15 protein-coding genes and 3 pseudogenes are annotated in these 17,894 nt (G+C 51.2%); 7 read left to right on the forward strand and 11 right to left on the reverse strand.

Translation table 11 applies throughout. The annotated features are described in order from the left end of the window. Window positions 1-12: 12 nt before the first annotated feature. Window positions 13-825: a co-chaperone DjlA gene (djlA, locus tag MN084_RS18530; protein WP_241085440.1), complete on the reverse strand. Its 813-nt coding sequence runs from the start codon at window positions 823-825 to the stop codon at window positions 13-15. A 575-nt stretch (window positions 826-1,400) separates the two neighbouring features. On the opposite strand from djlA, the gene MN084_RS18535 reads away from it, so the two are divergent. Further along, window positions 1,401-1,850, forward strand: coding sequence for an HU family DNA-binding protein (locus tag MN084_RS18535; RefSeq protein ID WP_241085439.1), 450 nt, complete (start codon window positions 1,401-1,403; stop codon window positions 1,848-1,850). 80 nt (window positions 1,851-1,930) lie between these two features. Here the strand turns inward: MN084_RS18535 and MN084_RS18540 are convergent, their stop codons facing one another. The 6 genes and pseudogenes from MN084_RS18540 to MN084_RS18565 form a co-directional block, all read right to left on the reverse strand. Next, on the reverse strand, window positions 1,931-2,461 hold the full coding sequence (locus MN084_RS18540; RefSeq protein ID WP_241085438.1) for a retropepsin-like aspartic protease family protein: 531 nt from the start codon (window positions 2,459-2,461) through the stop codon (window positions 1,931-1,933). Between the two features lie 128 nt (window positions 2,462-2,589). After that, the gene (locus tag MN084_RS18545; RefSeq protein ID WP_241085437.1) at window positions 2,590-2,760 is read right to left on the reverse strand and encodes a transposase; all 171 of its coding nucleotides are present in this window, start codon (window positions 2,758-2,760) and stop codon (window positions 2,590-2,592) included. A 69-nt stretch (window positions 2,761-2,829) separates the two neighbouring features. Further along, complete coding sequence (locus MN084_RS18550) at window positions 2,830-2,982, reverse strand: transposase (RefSeq protein ID WP_445083863.1); 153 nt, start codon at window positions 2,980-2,982, stop codon at window positions 2,830-2,832. Then, entirely contained in the window at window positions 2,979-3,692 is a 714-nt protein-coding gene (locus tag MN084_RS18555) for a transposase (RefSeq protein ID WP_445083864.1), read from the reverse strand. Before MN084_RS18555 ends, MN084_RS18550 begins: the two co-directional genes overlap by 4 nt. After that, window positions 3,593-3,820 carry a hypothetical protein gene (locus MN084_RS18560; RefSeq protein WP_241085284.1) on the reverse strand — a complete coding sequence of 76 codons (228 nt, stop codon included), beginning with the start codon at window positions 3,818-3,820 and terminating at the stop codon, window positions 3,593-3,595. Before MN084_RS18560 ends, MN084_RS18555 begins: the two co-directional genes overlap by 100 nt. A 107-nt stretch (window positions 3,821-3,927) precedes the next feature. Then, a pseudogene (locus MN084_RS18565) lies at window positions 3,928-4,844 on the reverse strand (IS1595 family transposase). A 480-nt stretch (window positions 4,845-5,324) separates the two neighbouring features. On the opposite strand from MN084_RS18565, the gene MN084_RS18570 reads away from it, so the two are divergent. From MN084_RS18570 to MN084_RS18590, 5 genes and pseudogenes are all read left to right on the forward strand, one after another. Beyond that, entirely contained in the window at window positions 5,325-6,620 is a 1,296-nt protein-coding gene (locus tag MN084_RS18570) for a CoB--CoM heterodisulfide reductase iron-sulfur subunit A family protein (protein WP_241085435.1), read from the forward strand. 4 nt (window positions 6,621-6,624) lie between these two features. After that, a complete protein-coding gene (locus tag MN084_RS18575) occupies window positions 6,625-8,874 on the forward strand; it encodes a hydrogenase iron-sulfur subunit (protein WP_241085434.1) in 2,250 nt (749 codons plus the stop codon). Between the two features lie 12 nt (window positions 8,875-8,886). Further along, window positions 8,887-9,513, forward strand: coding sequence for a 4Fe-4S dicluster domain-containing protein (locus MN084_RS18580; RefSeq protein ID WP_241085433.1), 627 nt, complete (start codon window positions 8,887-8,889; stop codon window positions 9,511-9,513). 12 nt (window positions 9,514-9,525) lie between these two features. Continuing rightward, window positions 9,526-10,425 (forward strand): CoB--CoM heterodisulfide reductase iron-sulfur subunit B family protein, encoded by a 900-nt coding sequence (locus MN084_RS18585; protein WP_241085432.1) that lies wholly within the window; start codon window positions 9,526-9,528, stop codon window positions 10,423-10,425. A gap of 352 nt (window positions 10,426-10,777) precedes the next feature. Next, a pseudogene (locus MN084_RS18590) lies at window positions 10,778-11,518 on the forward strand (IS256 family transposase); the annotation flags it as partial. Window positions 11,519-11,553: 35 nt separating this feature from the next. Here MN084_RS18590 and MN084_RS18595 read toward each other — a convergent pair. The 4 genes and pseudogenes from MN084_RS18595 to gpmI all read right to left on the reverse strand — a co-directional run. Then, window positions 11,554-12,332: pseudogene (locus MN084_RS18595) on the reverse strand (IS256 family transposase); the annotation flags it as partial. 231 nt (window positions 12,333-12,563) lie between these two features. Then, complete coding sequence (locus MN084_RS18600; protein ID WP_241085431.1) at window positions 12,564-13,883, reverse strand: S41 family peptidase; 1,320 nt, start codon at window positions 13,881-13,883, stop codon at window positions 12,564-12,566. A 74-nt stretch (window positions 13,884-13,957) separates the two neighbouring features. After that, window positions 13,958-15,157 (reverse strand): murein hydrolase activator EnvC family protein, encoded by a 1,200-nt coding sequence (locus tag MN084_RS18605; protein ID WP_241085430.1) that lies wholly within the window; start codon window positions 15,155-15,157, stop codon window positions 13,958-13,960. Beyond that, window positions 15,157-16,710, reverse strand: coding sequence for a 2,3-bisphosphoglycerate-independent phosphoglycerate mutase (gpmI, locus tag MN084_RS18610; protein ID WP_330178240.1), 1,554 nt, complete (start codon window positions 16,708-16,710; stop codon window positions 15,157-15,159). The genes MN084_RS18605 and gpmI overlap by 1 nt, the downstream gene beginning before the upstream one ends. A gap of 318 nt (window positions 16,711-17,028) precedes the next feature. On the opposite strand from gpmI, the gene MN084_RS18615 reads away from it, so the two are divergent. After that, a complete protein-coding gene (locus MN084_RS18615; RefSeq protein ID WP_277400102.1) occupies window positions 17,029-17,397 on the forward strand; it encodes an ArsR/SmtB family transcription factor in 369 nt (122 codons plus the stop codon). The last annotated feature ends 497 nt before the right edge of the window (window positions 17,398-17,894 follow it).

Genomic DNA, 17,894 nt, shown 5'->3' on the forward strand with positions numbered 1-17,894 from the left:
GGTAGCCAGCGGTCAAAACCCCCTAGACCCTTTTACCTTCTCATAGGCTTTACGTATCTCATGGGTCTTCCGGGCCGCCATCTTCATCATCTCCTCAGGCAGTCCTTTTGAAACCAGTTTATCTGGATGATGCTGACTCAACAGACGACGATAAGCCCTTTTCACTTCGGCGTCACTGGTATCCGACGAAATGTTCAATATGGCGTAGGCATCCTGAAGTGTTGGGCCGGAGGCCGGTTGTCCTGCCCGTCTTCCACCCGCACTTCTCCCACCGAAGCGGCCCTCGACCTGAATCATCCGCTCAAGCCGCCGGAAGACAAACTCAGGAATACCCAGTGTTTCACAGATTTGGAGTAGCAACCGTTCTTCAGCAACATCCAGCCGACCATCGGCATAGGCCGCCTGCAACTGAATTTCAATGAACATCTGGATCAGGGTATTCCGGCGATGGCACTCGTGGCGAAACTGATCGAGCACATCATCCAGGGGGAAATCATCCTCTTTGCCCTGGTTAAAAAGGTTGATTGCAGCCTGACGCATTTCGCCATCGAGATCCATCTCATTCATCACCGCTTTGGCAAGCGCTATCTCATCTTTGGATACCTGCCCATCAGCCTTAGCAATACACCCCATGACAGAAAACGTGGCGGTAAAGAATGCCGTCTGAACCCGCTCACGCTCCCCCGGCGCAAGCCCTTCATCATGGGATAGCCCACCGAGGCCCTTATCAAGATTATGTCCAAGCACAGCACCCAGCAATGCACCCAAAGGCCCACCAAGCATAAAACCAAAGGCGCTACCCGCCAATTTTCCCCACCAACTCAATTTAATTCCCCTTATTTACCTTTCAGATAAAAATCATCGCCAAATCAATAGACCCAGTGCGGACGAAACAGTACCAGTATCGTAACAATCCAGCCATTGAGAAATGCCTCCGGCATGAAACCCTCGATCAGATGAGACAAGCTATAAGTACCGCTCACAACAACTAGACCCACGGTAAGATAACCGCTGGCCAGATATTTACGGGCGGTATTACGGGAAAGTCCAGTTCTCTTGGCTATCTGTCGATATACTGATCTTATCGCAGTGTCGCCACCGCCTCACTACACCTCATAAACACCTCTTGTTCCCTGCTGGCTCTCAGCAGGTCAGAGTTACGCGTGTGTCAATTTTCGGGCAAATAATGGCACTTAGGGGGGGGCACTTTTGGATGCAATTTAACATCAAATCCGGGAATAACGCAGGTTGCTTTTACAAATATTCAAGATTGGATGGCAGGTGAAGTGGAAAGCTTCAATTTTTCAGACCATCCCTAAAGCAACTACTGCTATTGGAAAACCCTGGTTTTATGCTATTGTCTAGCGCGCATATTTGTGTTCCAACCGCAGGAGTATTCCATGGCTGTCAAGAAGAAAACCGCAAAAAAATCCGCCATTAAGAAAGCGCCAGTTACCAAAAAGAAAGTAGTGGCGAAAAAGAAAGCAGCTGTAAAAAGGACCGCTGAAAAAACGGCTAAACCTATAAAACAAAAATCGATTACCACAAAACAGACCAAAATCCAGATCATTCAGGCTATTGCTGAAGAGACCGGACTGAGCCGCAAACAGATCGGTGAAGTATTCAGCTCTCTCGGTTCATTGATCAAGCGGCATATGCAACGCCGCGGCTCGGGTGAGTTCTCTATTCCTGATACAGGCGTAAAAATTCGCCGCGTTCGGAAACCTGCTCGCAAATCCCGTATGGGACGCAACCCAGCAACGGGTGAAACAATCAAGATTGCAGCCAAGCCAGTATCTACTGTAGTCAAGGTTGCAGCACTCAAGGCATTAAAAGACACACTGAACTAAAAAACCGGCCAGCCCGCATCGCTCACCAACAATAGCGATGCGGCTAAAACAGCGATGCTTTCGGTGGCGTTATCTGAGAATCAGTATTGGCGAAGTATCAGCCTGTTACCCCTCTGCAGCAACTCCAACTCCCGTAAGAAGCTCATCCCCAACAGAACAGCATCACCTCTCATGGTGGGTAAAATGCTGCCTCTCACATCACGCAGTCGTATCGCGCCAAGCGCAACTTCATCCAGCCGGGTCTGCCAGGAGAGCACCGTACCATTTGCCGTCATGCTGCTCACTCGCACTCCCCGCTTCAATCCAAGCTCTTCTGCCAATGATTCCGGCACTGCAACATCCGTAGCCCCGGTATCCACCAAAAACACCACGGGACGCCCATTGATCTTTCCGGTCGCCACATAGTGACCGGTTTTATTACGTATAAGCACAACCTCGGACATACCCTTTCCATCGGTTACCACTTCAACCACCCGATTAGGGTTATGCTGATAATCGATGATATTGCTGAACACTAGCGTTAGCAGAGCAAGCAGCAGAATCCAGGCACCCACAATCAACCCATTACCAATTCGCCGGGTCTTGTTTTTATCGTCGTTATCTCTGTTCATAAGGATCTGTTTAATTGCCATCTGGTCACATGATATAAGTATTCACCCTTACCAGCGATTCCACTGACTATAGTGTTTCAATTACCTTGTAATAATCTAGGCTCTTCCCCTAGTCAAGTGGGTAAGCATCACCCAACCACTCCCTCAGGATAAAAAATCAGCCCTCCAAGGTGGAAGTAGATTACATTGGCAAACCGCTCCTTGTTGCGGAAACCTCTGCTATGCACCTTGATCATCTTGATTCGGCTGTTGAGGCCTTCTGCCGGACCATTACTTACTTCCAAAACAACAGCGTTCAATATTCCTCACAGATGATCCTTGATTGTTCCCGCCACTTTCTTGATTGGCTCCAGGCCACTGCGCACTGCCTATGACAGCCACCGTTCCCAACCTTTCCTTGCCCATGTCTTGCTGGCACAGTGCCAGAGTGACATGGCAAACTCTTTGATCGCCCAGGCACGGGCAGTCTTCAGTGTGCTGTCACGTAGCGCCTTGAACCGCAATCTCTGTCTGCGCGTCATGTTCTCCGGGTTGTAAAGCCAGCCATACTGGCGGCCTTTAAGGTCCTCATAGCCTTCAGCGCTTTGTGCTCTTGACAGCCTACCTTGTCCACCGCCTCACCGAAGTGCTTGGCGGCATGGAATTTATCGAAGGCAATCTTCTCTTCAGCCCTAGGCAGGCTTTTCAGTGTGGCATTGATAAAGGCTGGCCACATATCCATGGAGACACTCTCTATCGCTTCTCGCTGCTCCTTTGTCAGACTTTCGTACCATGCTTTGAACGTGGCCTTTTTGCGGTCACTGCCCACGTGTAGCACTGTACCTGCATCCTGGTCTGATAAGACTGCTGCATAATCATGACGTTTCTTGAAGACCGTCTTATCAACACCGATACGTGTTGGGCTGATCTCTTTTCTACGTGCCAGTCCCCGCTTAACCGCTCGCTGCATAATTCCATCAATGGCATTCCAACTCAGCCCCATCAATCGGGAGACTGCCGAGATGGAAGCCTCTTTCAACCAGTCGATCACCAGTGCCTCAAACATTGCAGTAAATCCATAGCACGGTTCCGCCCAGGAAACTGGCACGGTGACCACCCCATGTTCTTCACACTTCACTCTGGGCGCATCTGCTACCAAAATAGTTTCGCACTGGCGGGTATCCAGGTGCCACCAGCGGCGTTTGCGTGAGCCATAGCCCGGTGAGATATCTGCCCACAGGTTGAACAACACTGCTTGGCACCTGCCTCCTGCTCAACCTGTACCGTTACTTCTCTCTCTGACAGAGCCAACTCTACACTGCTAACCTGCCAAGGGCTCTTGATACCCAGGGTCTGGGCGTGTAGATCTTTATCTCTCATAGGGGGTACGTTAATCTACCCACTCTATTAGGGGAAGAGCCTGATTATTTTTCAACCGCGTGCTTTGCGATTTTGTAACTGTTTACCACGAAGATAAAGATTCCTGATTACCCATAAACCTCAGCCATCCTCAGGAGACGATAAGGCATCGGTGTACGTAACGCGACGCAGAGCAATCGTTCAATCATAGCCGGAAGATTAAACTGGCGAGATAACGAGGTACGTGTTTTTTACGAATAGCATGAAAGGTTCCCTGCAAAGCATTCTTGATACTACCAAGCATGGTATTCAGTCATTTAAAGGTGGAGAGCTGGGTATACTTTCGCCCACCGCCAGTGACGATAGGCATACGATCACATCCAGCATCTGTAACTGCTCTGAAGCAGTAGAGCCCATCAGAAAGAACTGTGCTACCGGCACACAGACTGGATCTGGCATATCGAGCGATCTCCGCACTCTGAAAACCGCGGAGCCGACGCAGTTGGATCTTCATTGGCCTGCCGTCTTGCGTCGTCTCAATAGCTGCCACGAAAGGGATTTTATTACGAGACCCTCGCCCACGCTTTCCCAGTTTCTCACCACCAATACAGGCATCATCCATCTCGATGCGACCAGCCAGTTTTTTTGACTCTGACGTTCCATCATCACCTGCATCAGTTTGTGCTTGAGCTTCCAGGCTGTATTGTAGTTCACACCAATTTCACGGGACAGTTGCAAGGCAGAAGTACTTTTTTTACGCTGAGTCAACAATATAGATGGCCAGAAACCACTTCTTCAACGGCAGCTTGGTGCCGTGAAAGATGGTGCCAGCAGTCAGGGAGCTTTGGTGGTGGCATTTGTGGCACTGATATACCTTACGGCTTTTGAGTTCACAACCTGTTGTGTTGCCACACTCAGGACATATATATCCGGTAGGCCAACGCAGTTGGTACAATGCTTGTTGACATTGCTCTTCAGAACCATATTTTTCAATAAATTTGTGTGAACCAAGACCTTTTTGAAACTGCACTGTATTTTTCGGCATGATAGAAAACGCTATATAATTCAGTAGGTTATGTTATGCAATGACCACTGACTCAATAGCTGAGCCTAGCAGGTAATCAGGTAAAGATTTGAACCCAAGGAGCCTCTGATCAATTCACGAACCGGTGTCTGATGGCTGAAATTTTCCAGCTCTGCGTTGAAGATTTTGGCAATAGCCGGCAATTTTCGCCTTGATCCGGAAGATTCCAACTCGTCATCCATCCGATCCAAAATTAATCAGAGGCTCCCTAACTGGATTTAGTATTAAACACATATAATGAAACTATGTGTGCATCGGAAATTTCGATTGAATCAAAGGGTCTTTGATATAGCAGCGGAGGAGGAAGGAGAGTATCTTATCGAAATTCTAAATTAGGGATTTAACGCTCCTAGCATTGTGGGATAACCAAGAATAAAGTCAAGAATTATTTGGCAATGGTTATTAAGTTGAATGACATCTTTCCGCGACGGAGGAAGATCCATGACGGAAGTAATCGCAACCAATCAGACTATTCTGGTTGTCGGCGGCGGAATCAGCGGTCTGACCGCTGCACTTGAAGCCGCTGAGACCGGAAAACAGGTCGTGCTGGTAGAGAGACGCCCCTTTGTTGGCGGGCGCATCACCCAGCTTTATAAATATTTCCCCAAGCTCTGCTTCCCGACCTGTGGTCTGGAAATCAATCAGCGCCGGGCAAAGATGAACCCTAACCTCACCATAATCACTATGGCCGAGGTGACCGGCATCCTGGGAGAAGCTGGCGATTACACCGCCACGGTTAAGATTAGCCCACGCTATATCAACGACAGCTGCACGGCCTGCGGTGACTGCGGCAAGGCAGTGGAGATCGAATTCGATAATGAGTTCAATTATGGTCTCGGCGGCATGAGCAAGCGCAAGGGTGCCTACCTCCCCCACAATATGGCTCACCCCCTGCGCTACGTCATCGATCCGAGCATCATCGGTACCGACGACGCAGAAAAAGCCAAGGCTGCCTGTAAGATTAATGCCGTTGATCTCGATATGCAGGAGGAGGTCATCGAATTCAATGCAGGCGCAATAATCTGGGCAACCGGATGGCGCCCCTATGACGCCAACAAGATCCAGCCATACGGTTATGATCGTTTCGCCAATGTGATCACCAACGTCGAGTTCGAGCGCATGGCCGATCCTCAGGGTCCTACCGGCGGTAAGCTGGTTCGCCCCTCTGACGGTAAAAAGGCCAAGAACGTCGCCTTTATCCAGTGCGCCGGCTCCCGTGACCACAACCATCTGCTGCACTGCTCACGCATCTGCTGCATGGCAACCCTGAAACAGACCCATTTTGTTCAGGATACCTGGGGGGATGAAGGCAAATCGACTATCTACTATATCGATATTCGTGCCATTGATCGCTTCGAGGAGTTCTTCCAGACGGTGAAGGACAATCCTAATGTCTCCTTCATCAAATCCAAAGTGGCCTCCATCGTTGAGAACAAAGAGAATGGCAACCCGATTCTCCATGGCGTCGATACCGAGGGCTATAACAGATACGCCACCGATTACGATCTGGTGGTGCTGGCTATCGGCATGGAGCCCAGCGTAAACAAGAATAGTTTCCCCGTTGACATCGTCGTCAACGAAGAGGGCTTCATCGAACCTGCGCCTGAGAATGGCGGTGTTTTTGCCGCTGGTTGTGCTTCCGACGCTCTGGATGTAAACCGTGCCGTACAACAAGCAACGGGCGCCGCTCTGCGGGCCATCCAGGTAGTCAACCGCGTCGCCGGAACGGAGGGTTAATACAATGGCTGATGAGAAAAAAATTGCCGGATACATCTGCACCGGCTGTGGTATCGGCGAACGCCTTGACCCCAGTCAGCTGGAGATGATCGCTACCCGTGAAGGCAAGATGCAGAGTTGCAAACAGCATGAGATGCTCTGCAGCCAGGAAGGGGTGAAAATGATCAGCGATGGTATCGCTAATGATGGTGCTACTCACATCATGATCGCCGCCTGCTCCCGCCGCGCCAAGGTGGAAGCCTTCAACTTCACCGGGGTCGCTATGTCGCGGGCCAATCTGCGTGAAGGTGTCATCTGGGTTCGCCCCGACGAGGACGAGCACAAAGAGACAACCCAGGAGATGGCGGAGGATTACATCCGCATGGCCTGCGCTGAAGTGAAATTCATGTCCAAGCCAAACACCTCTGGTGAGCAGACGCTCAACAAGAATATTCTGGTTGTAGGCGGTGGCGTCACCGGCATGAGCGCCGCGCTGGATGCGGCGGCGGCAGGCTACCCGGTTAACTTGGTAGAAAAGACCGGCGCCTTGGGCGGCCATGTGGCCAACTATTATAAAACCATCCCCAGCCGCTCCCCCTATGCCGATCCCCAGGATACCGGCATCGAGCAGATGATTGCCGACATTGAGGCCAATGACAGCATTACCGTCCACCTCAATTCAACTGTCGCCAAAACGGCAGGCGCACCGGGACGTTTCAGTGTAGACATCGCCACAGAATCAGGCGCCACCAACACTGTAAGCATCGGCGCCATCATTCAGGCGAGCGGCTTCAATCTCTACGATCCCAGTGAGCTGGCTCAGTACAACTACAGCAACAGCGCTGACATCGTCACCAACGGCGAACTGGAGCAACTGGCTAAAGCAGCTGACGGCGGACCAATCAAGCGCCCTTCCGACGGTAAAGAGGTAACAGCCGTTGCTTTTGTACAGAATGTCGGCCAGAACTCCACGGAAGAGGGGCAACTTCCCTATCACTCCGGTATCGGTGACCTGATCGCCATCAAACAGGCGATGTATTTCAAAGAGCTGAACGGCAACTGTGACACCACTATTCTGTTCGATAATCTGCGTGCCCCGGGCGCTGTGGGCGAGGATTTCTATCGTGCCGGCCAGGAGAAGATGGTTACATTCTCCAAGGGTGAGGTATCCGAGATTGTTCCCGGTGACACACTGACCGTGAAGTTCAAGGACCTGATCCTGAACGAAGAAACCTCGATGGACGCCGATCTGGTGGTACTGGATGTGGGCATGGTGCCCAACAGTGGACCGGATCCTTATGCCGAGCCAATGGAAGTTGAAGAGGGAAAGAAGACGGAAGAGGCTGCTGAAGCTGCAGCTCCTGAGGTCACCGTTGATTCGATTCTCAACCTTGACTACCGCCAGGGTACGGATCTGCCGCATCTGAAACATGGATTTACCGATTCCCACTTCATCTGCTTCCCTTACGAGACACGCCGCACCGGTATCTATGCCGCCGGTCCACTCCGCCGTCCGATGGACATCCGTCAGGCACGAGACGATGCTGCGGGTGCCGCCATGAAGGCTATCCAGGCTGCAGAAAATGCAGGCCAGGGCCAGGCAGCACATCCCCGCGCAGGTGATCTCTCTTTTCCAAGTTTCCGCAAAGAGGGTTGCACCCAGTGCAAACGCTGTACTGTGGAGTGTCCTTTCGGTGCTATTAACGAGGATGAAAAGGGCTATCCGCTGTTCAACGAGTCGCGCTGCCGCCGTTGCGGTACCTGCATGGGTGCCTGCCCGGTACGCGTTATCTCTTTCGAGAACTACTCCATCGATACCGTTGGCCAGCAGATCAAAGCCGTTGAGGTTCCTGAAGAGTGGGATGAGAAACCACGCATCCTGGTCCTCGCCTGTGAGAACGACGCCTATCCGGCGCTCGATCAGGCCTCAATGAATGGCATAGAGATCAACCCATGGGCTCGTATCATCCCAGTCCGCTGCCTAGGTTCTGTGAACCTCTCCTGGATCACCGACTCCCTCAACAACGGCTACGACGGCATTGTCCTTTTAGGCTGTTCCAAAGGCGATGACTACCAGTGCCACTTTGTGCGTGGATCTGCCATGGCTCATGAGCGTATGAGTAAGGTGGGTGACACCCTGCAGACGCTCAATCTTGAGCCTGAGCGGGTGGAAGTTTACGAAGTCGCCATCACTGACGTGGAGCGTGCTCCCAAGCTGATCAACGACATGGCCGAAACGGTCGCAAAGATCGGCCTGAGCCCGTTCAAGTTCTAAGGAGAACCTCCAATGAGTGATCTCAATACCGCAATGATTGAAAAGTATCGCAACAGCTTCCTGCTGGAAGTTGAGGCGAATGTAGAAGAGGGTGAATGGGTAAAGATGTGCATGCAGTGCGGCGTCTGTGCCGGCTCATGCCCTCTGGGTAATGCCTGGGAGCATCCGCCACAGGAGATCTTCATGATGATCCGTGCCGGAAAACGTGAAGCCGTGCTCTCAACCGACTCCATGTGGATGTGCACCTCCTGCTACAACTGTATCGCACGCTGCCCGCGCGGCCTGCCCATCACCCATATCATGCATGGCCTGGCACACTACGCCAAGCGTCTGGGCCTGGCTCCAAAAAATCAGCCAACCCAGAAGTTCGCCCAGCTGATGTGGGACAACCTGACCAAGAAGGGCCGGGTCAACGAGCTGAAACTAGGCCTATCTCTCTACTTCATGAATGGTTTTTCCGAAGGCATTAAAACCTCTCTGAAGATGAAAAATATCGGTATTAACATGCTCAAGACCAAGCGTATGAGTGTCGTTGAAGCTTTTGGCGGCCATAGCGTCAAAGACCTTGCCGGTTTTCATAAAATGATCAAGAAGGCGCAAGAGCTGGAAGATGCCCGCCTCGAAAAGAACAGTAAGTGAGGAAACACCCAAATGGCTAAGAAAGAGTACTCCTTCTACCCCGGATGTTCCTCACAGAGCGGAGCATCCTCATCCAACTACTTGAAGTCAGTAGAGACCATGTGTGAAGAATTGGATGTCACACTCAACCACATCCCTGACTGGAACTGCTGTTCCGCCTCCGTCGGCTATGCCGGCGGTGGTGAACTGCCTCGCCTGGTACTCTCTGCACGCAATATTGCCCTCTCCGAGGAACACAATGCGAACCAGGACATCGTCGCCACCTGCGCCGCCTGCTGGCTCGCTACCCGCGAAGCCGGTGAACGGCTGAGAGAGGACGATGACCTCCTGGCAGAGACCAATGAGGCACTGGCTGAAGCCGGGCTGAAACTAAAAAACGAAACCCCGATCCGCCATATGGTTGAAGTCCTGATCGAGGATATCGGTTACGATGCCATCGGCGAAAAGGTCAAGCGTCCGCTGGAAGGGATCAAGGTCGCCGGCTACGTCGGTTGCCAGACCAACCGTCCTTTCGGTATCGCGGGTGAGTCTTTCGAGAACCCGATGTACCTGGACAAGCTGGTAGAGACCCTGGGTGCAGACCCGGTAAAGAACTACGACAAAAAAGTGCAGTGCTGTGGTGGCGCCCTGGCCTTCTCCGAGCCTGAAAAGTCTCAGGAGATGATCAAAGGCATTATCGAAGCGGCTTACGACAGCAGCGCCGACATGATTGTCACACCTTGTCCTGTCTGCCAGATGAACGTTGAGGTCTATCAGGATCAGATCAATGAGACCCATGGCACCAAGTTCAACATCCCTGTGGTCTATTACAGCCAGATGATGGACATCGCCTTTGGCCGGTCTGCAGCTGATGCAGCCCTTAATGGTCAGGCTATCAAAGCCAAACAGCTGGAAGAGATTGCCAAGAAATAAGCGGAACTGCTACCACTGAAAGCAAAAAAGCCCTCTTCGGAGGGCTTTTTTATGGCGTCTCAATAGCACCATGCAGAAACAATTAAAAAGTAGTGGTGCGGAGTGCGTAAATATTAGATATTAAAATCTTCGCACAACCGGAATTCGCCAACCCATCCTCACATCGGCTCCTGACAGGCGCTAGACTGTCGGTCGATTCACGCTGACACAGCCACTGGCATGTAGCCCAATTTTAATTCGCTATTTAGTCGCCCCCGAATAGGGTATAAGTTTAGAGGTAGTGTCTGACAGGCACCAAAAAAAAGCGGCGTACCGAGATCAGTGTACCACCAGATTGGGCAAAGCTCGCTGGATATACATCTGGGTAGACGGCATCTACAGTGGCCTGAGAGCTGAACAGGTAAAACTCTGCGCATTGGTTATTATTGGTACCAATGAACGGGGTGAGAAGCATTTTCTGGCAATTGAGGATGGTGTACGGGAGTCCACACAGAGCTGGCGGGAGGTACTGTTGAAACTGAAGTCACGCGGACTGACCCCGCCAAAATTGGCGATCGGTGACGGTGCCATGGGGTTCCGGGCTGCGCTGGAGGAAGTGTATCCGGAGACGCGCCAACAGCGCTGCTGGATGCACAAGACCATGAACGTGCTGAACTGCCTGCCAAGGTCAGCTCAGCCGAAAGCGAAGCAGGCACTGCATAACATCTGGCAGTCGGAGACCCAGGCCGATGCGGAAAAGGCCTTTGATCTGTTTATCAAAACGTATGAGCCAAAGTATCCGAAGGCTGCCATCTGTCTGCACAAAGACCGAGAGGAACTGATGGCTTTCTATCAATTTCCTGCGCAGCATTGGCAGAGCATTCGGACCAGCAATCCGATTGAATCCACCTTCGGGACAATCCGCCATCGAACCAAGCGTTCCAAGGGCTGCCTATCGCGTGACGGCATGCTACACATGATGTTCAACCTCGGCCGGTGTGCCGAGAAGACGTGGAGACGATTACGGGGTTTCGATTATCTGGCGAAGGTGATAACCGGAATCAAATTTAAAGAGGGTGTTGAGGTAGCAGGAGTCGATCAGATCGCCGCTTGATTCAACTGGCTAAACACCAGATTTGGCTATAACTCTTAAATATATACCGCTAAGCATTCTTCGAGCTCAATCATAAATCTATTCAGTGCTGGTTTCCAATGACGGATCGGCATTGTCCACTTTTTCGATGCGGCCTGGATTGCCAGATAGATTACCTTCTTTGCCGAGTCATCGGTTGGAAACAACTTCCGCTTTTTGATCGCTTTGCGAATGACGCTGTTCAGCGACTCAATGGCGTTGGTCGTGTAGATCACCTTTCGTATGTCCTCCGGGTAGTTGAACAGCGTGTTCAGGTTCTCCCAATGGGCACGCCAGGAGCGGCTGATCCGGCGATACTTGTTGTCCCATCGGTCAGAGAATTTATCCAGCGCCAATAAGGCTTCTTCCTCGGTGATGGACTGGTAAATCTTTTTCAAATCAGCCGTGACAGGCTTGTAGTCTTTCCAAGGCACGTACTTCATCGAGTTCCGTACCATATGCACGATACAGAGCTGAATCTGGGTATCCGGAAAGGCCATGTTGATGGCATCAGGAAAGCCTTTTAAGCCATCGACACAGGCAATCAAAATATCCTTCACACCGCGGTTTTGAAGCTCTGTCAATACGGTCAGCCAGAATTTGGCCCCTCATTCTCCGATAGCCACATCCCCAATAATTCCTTGTGGCCTTCCAGGTTAACGCCCAGAGCGAGGTAAATCGCTTTGTTGATCACTTTCTTGTCTTGCCTGATTTTAACGACAATGCAGTCCAGATAAACAATAGGATAAATCGCATCCAGGGGGTGAGATTGCCATTCGACAACCTGCTCGATAACTTAAACGCCAATGCAAAAGATACATGAGCGTATGGCGTTCTTTTGCACCAAAATGACGGTAAGACACGATTTGCGGTGCTCCTGTGTAAATAAGATTTCGTAATCTCATTTTATCCGGCATTCAAATCATCTCTTTTTAGTCATCCAGGTGATGCACTTTGGAGTTGAGTCTGCCTCATTTATTGCCGCTGTCCAGATTAGGTGTATGACGCTTTATGGCTAGTGACAACATTATCTAGCCTCTATGACCTTGAAAATATTGAGCCCCTTAAGCAGATTCAGTGCCTCATTCAGCTGAAAATCCTCCTCTACCAAACTCCTCTTTTTAGCCTTTCTACCAGACTTGGAACTCGTTGCTTTGTTATCTTTTTTAGCCGCATCACTTTTGTCCAGATGACCGGATAAATCAGCCTCCTTGATAGGCCACACCACCCGTACTTCGGCTGCGGTTACCTTGACGGTGGAGAGTTTGATATCTGGCTCGATTCCCTCAGCCTGGATTGAGCGTCCGGACGGAGTGAAGTAGCGTGCGGTGGTCAACTTTACGGCGGCACTCTGATGAACCGGGATGATCGTCTGTACCGAGCCTTTTCCAAAGGTTCGACTGCCCATGATGATAGCACGCCGATGATCCTGCAATGCCCCGGCTACAATTTCTGATGCAGAAGCAGAGCCGCCGTTGACCAGCACCACGATAGGGGCGCCCTCCATCACGTCATCCGGTGCTGCCTTGAAATCCAGCCTGGAGTCATCGCTGCGACCTTTGGTAAAGACGATAACGCCCTCTGTCAGAAAGGCATCGCTAACGGCGACTGCACCATTCAGAATTCCGCCGGGATTATTACGCAGATCTAGAATCAATCCTTTGAGTTCACCCTCCGCCTCTTTTTTGAGTTTGCTGATAGCCTTCAGCATATCCTCGGTAGTTCGGGACTGAAAATGAGAGAGTCGAAGATAACCGAACGCCTTGTCGAGTATCCGGCTTTTCACGCTGGCCACTTTAATTATGTCGCGAACGATGCTGATTGTAATCAGCTTATCCTGACCTTCGCGGGATATGGTAAGAACGATCTCCGTACCCGGCTTACCCCGCATAATCATAACGGCCTCTCCCAGGCTCATTCCTTTTACCGGTTTTTCATTTAACCGAATAATCAGGTCCCCTGCATGAACCCCTGCTTTTTGAGCCGGCGTATCATCAATCGGCGCAATCACTTTGACAAAGCCATCCTCAAGTCCTACTTCAATGCCCAAACCACCAAACTGGCCGTTGGTACTCACCTGGAGACTCTTGAACTCGTCAGCATTCAGATAGGATGAATGGGGATCCAGACCAGTGAGCATGCCGCGGATGGCGTATTCCAATAGTGCCTTGTCATCCACCGGCTCTACATAGTATTTCTTGATCCGGCCGAATATTTCAGCAAATGCTCGCAGCTCCTGCATCGGTAGATCCTGCTCTTCCGACACAGCACTGGAGCTGAACGAAGGTGTTCCACTAAGAGCGATCCCCAGAAAGAGTGTCATTGCCAAACCAAACGTCTGCTTCATATAAAATTCTCTGTTTCCATTATGTTTTCCGTGGCTAGGTGCCTGCTGGTACAGACCCTCACTCACTAATGGGGTTAGTGATACCCTACCCGGTTTCCCTTGGTTTTTTTGCACCATTTTTTCGGGTTAACCGGCCGACCCTCGTGACGGATGCCGAAATATACCCCGGTACTGCTCCGCCCTCCACTGCTGCCAACCAGCGCCAGGGGCTCACCCGGCTCCACCCACTCTCCCGTCTCTTTGAAAAGGGTCTGATTATGACCATAGAGACTCATATAACCATCGCCATGATCCAGGATCAGCAGCAGACCAAACCCTCTCAACCAGTCAGAGAATGCAACCCTACCATGGTGTATCGCCTTCACCTCCCGTCCCCCGGGCGAGGAGATGACGACACCGTCCCACTTCAGATTACCTGCTTTTGATGTCCCAAAACGGGCAACAAGGCACCCCTTTGTCGGCCAGCGAAGCCAGCCTTTCCTAGATTTAAACGGTTTGCGCTCCAGATTCTCCATTGGCACTGGGAGCAATTCGTCCTGAAGTCTACCGAGCAGACTCTTTAGTCGCTGCTCATCCAGCTTGAGTCCCGTCAGCTCGGCCCCTTTACTCTTCATCGCCAATTTCAGAGAGACGATGACTTGCCTGCGCTCTTCCTGGGAACCATCAAGCTGTTGTTTTATTAGCAGTTCCCGCGACTGCAGTTCCAGTAAGCGCTGCTCCTCTTCCACCAGTTCGGCTTCCGTTTGCCTCAGTGTCTCAAGTAGAACCCCAATACGCTCCATCTGCCAAGTACGGATACGGCTGAAGTAATCGTAGTACACCAGCACCCGACTTACTACGGCAGGATCTCGTTGATTCAGGAGGATTTTCAACCGCTCCTGCCTACCCATAGCATAGGCAGCTCGCATCTGTGATGCCAATGCCTGCTGATGAACAGTCAGCGCTTGCTGTTGTTTGCGGCGACTATCGCCCAATCTAGTGATCTTCTGGCGCTGCCGGTTCAGGCTGCCAGTCAGTACGCGTAACCGGCGTGCGGTCTGGCCAATCAGCTTTTCGCTGTCACGCAGCTCATTGAGCAGGCGTCGATGACGCACTTTACTATCCTTGATCTCCCCCTTCACGTTACCAATCCGGCCACGGAGCTGCTTCAGTTCACTGGCGTTGGCCTCAACCTTATCCCCGGTGGAGACAGCGGCTGAATAACCGGGTATCAGGCTGATCAATAAAGATAGGGCACAAGCCCGTAACACGCTGTCCCTTTGCCTTGGTGCCATCAGGGCGCCTGCTCTCCATCACCTGGAAACTGAATCAGGGTGTGGCCCTGCATCTCTGGGGGAATAGCCAGCCCCATAATATGCAACAAGCTGGGAGATATATCACACAAAGCACCATTGTCCAGCAGCTTGGCGGTTCGGCCGATATAGATCAGAGGAACAGGATTTTGCGTGTGGGCAGTATGGGGCTGGCCGCTAGTCTGATCCAGCATCTGCTCCGCATTGCCATGATCCGCCGTGATCAACAGCTCCCCACCCGCCCGGTGTAAAGCCGAAATCACCCGGCCAAGACACTGGTCGAGCGCCTCGATGGCTTTAATTGTCGCTTTGATTTTGCCGGTGTGTCCGACCATGTCAGAATTGGCATAGTTACAAATGATGGCATCATATTGACCACTTTCGATCGCCCCGACCAGATGATCCGTCACTTCCGGAGCGCTCATCTCCGGCTGGGTGTCGTAAGTGTTCACTTTCGGTGAAGGGACTAGGATACGGTCTTCACCTTCAAATGGTTCCTCTTTGCCGCCATTGAAGAAAAAAGTGACATGGGCATATTTTTCGGTCTCTGCCAATCGCAGCTGGTGTAAGCTGAGTTTGGAGATATATTCACCAAACACATTATTCAGCCGTCCCGGAGGAAAGGCCACCGGAATATCGAACTCCTCGTTATATTCAGTGAGGCTGACAAAGCTACCGAGTTGGGGTACACGTTTACGCTCAAACTCTGCAAATCCGGTTTCAGTGAAGGCTCGGGTCATCTGGCGGGCGCGGTCTGATCGGTAGTTCATGAATAAAACGACATCGCCATCGTCAATTCTCACCCGGGACTCGCCCTGGGGCACAATACAGGTGGGGGCGACAAACTCATCTGTTTCGCCTCTTTCATAGGCCAACTGCAGCACGGTAAGTGAGTCGACAGCTTCAAACTCTCCCGTGCCCTGGGTCAAAAGGTCATAAGCCTTCTCAATCCGTTCCCAGCGATTATCCCGGTCCATGGCATAAAAACGGCCAATAATAGTGGCAACTCTTCCTCGTCCCAGCGTCTCAAATACTTTGTCCATCGCCTCCAGAGAAGCAGCTGCACTTTTTGGCGGCATGTCTCGTCCATCGAGAAAGGCATGGAGATAAACCCTCTCTGCACCGCGCTCCACGGCCATTTTTACCATGGCATGGATGTGCGCCTCGTGACTGTGCACGCCACCCGGGGAGAGCAGGCCGAAAACATGCACTGCCTTACCTTTATCAATGGCGACATCGATGGCATCTATCAAGGTCCGATTGGTGAAAAAAGAGCCGGTTCGCACCGCCCGGCTTACCCGGGTAAATTCCTGATAGACCACCCGGCCGGCACCCAGATTAAGATGCCCAACCTCCGAGTTACCCATCTGCCCGGCAGGCAGGCCAACCCCAGCACCTGAGGTGCTGATCAGTGTATGGGGCCACTCTTTCCAGAGCCGGTCCCAAACCGGGGTCCTTGCTGCGGCGATAGCATTGAAGCTCTCTGTCTCACTATAGCCCCAGCCATCGAGAATAATTAGAACGGCCGGACTCATTCTGGCGGCAGACATCTCGTTAGATCAGCTCCTGAAAAATTAGGGTCCGGCCTTATTAAAAGCATTCCACCGGAAAATACGCTAGTCCGTTGAAAAAAGCAGATTGACTGACATTTTCCCACAAGTTACGGAGAGCATCCAATGGACCGGCAAAATTTGACATATTTAAAGATTAGAAAATCCGTACAATTTACGTAAAACAGTTTATTATTCCATTATAGTATGCCGTTGTGCTCATAACATAGACATAGTGGCAGGATACCTGTCACTATGTTTACGCGGCACAGCTTACATGGACTAAATTAGGGCCAATTTGATATGGAACATAAATTCGGAGCTCCTTCATCACCTATTTTGGAAAATAATAACGGTTTCTCCGGTAGTCTCAATCTCTTGGTCAACGATGATGATATTGAGCGTGCCTCGCGCTCACTCAAGGCCATGTCCCATCCATTGCGTCTCAAGATCCTTTGCACTCTTGGCCGTCAGGAAACAAGTGTTCAGGATATTGTGGAACAAGTAGGCACGTCCCAGAGCAATATCTCACAGCACCTTGCCATTCTGCGAGACAAAGGCATCCTCGCCTCCCGCAAAGATGCAAACCGGGTCTTCTACCGTGTCAGTGATTCCAGGACACTGCAGTTAATCGGTATAATGCGGGATGTCTTCTGCACTCAAGGCCACTAATTTAAACGGTCAAAAAATAGCCTTGGAGTTTTGGTCAATTATTAAAGTCCCGTAGTGTGTTATTAGCCCAGCACTAAGCAATAAGAACTCTTGAGACAACAAGCCGTTCAGCTCCGCCCGCAAGGAACAGAGCTTAAGGAAATGCGGCTTATTGTATGTTCATCCAAGTCCGGATGGACAGTGGTATAAGCACCATCGTGTCGGTGGTAAAGAAGCTCGGCCATCGCGAAGCGAGGACCAAAAAATGCACACCGTCGCCTGATTGAAGCTCAGAAGTAAAAAGTCATTGAAGCGATTCGGGATCATATGCCGGATCAATACAAATTCGGTTTTGCGCTCTGGGCCCGAGGATCCATTGCCCAGCTTATTAGGCAGCTTTGGGGAGTTAACATCTCTGTGCGGACTATGTTCGACTGCCTTAAGCGCTAGGTTTTTACTCCTCAAAAGCCAGCCTGGGAGAAGATCCCAGGCAAAAATAGATGCCTGATTGAAAGATG

This window comes from Candidatus Vondammii sp. HM_W22 (genome assembly GCF_022530855.2).
Classification (GTDB): domain Bacteria; phylum Pseudomonadota; class Gammaproteobacteria; order Chromatiales; family Chromatiaceae; genus Vondammii.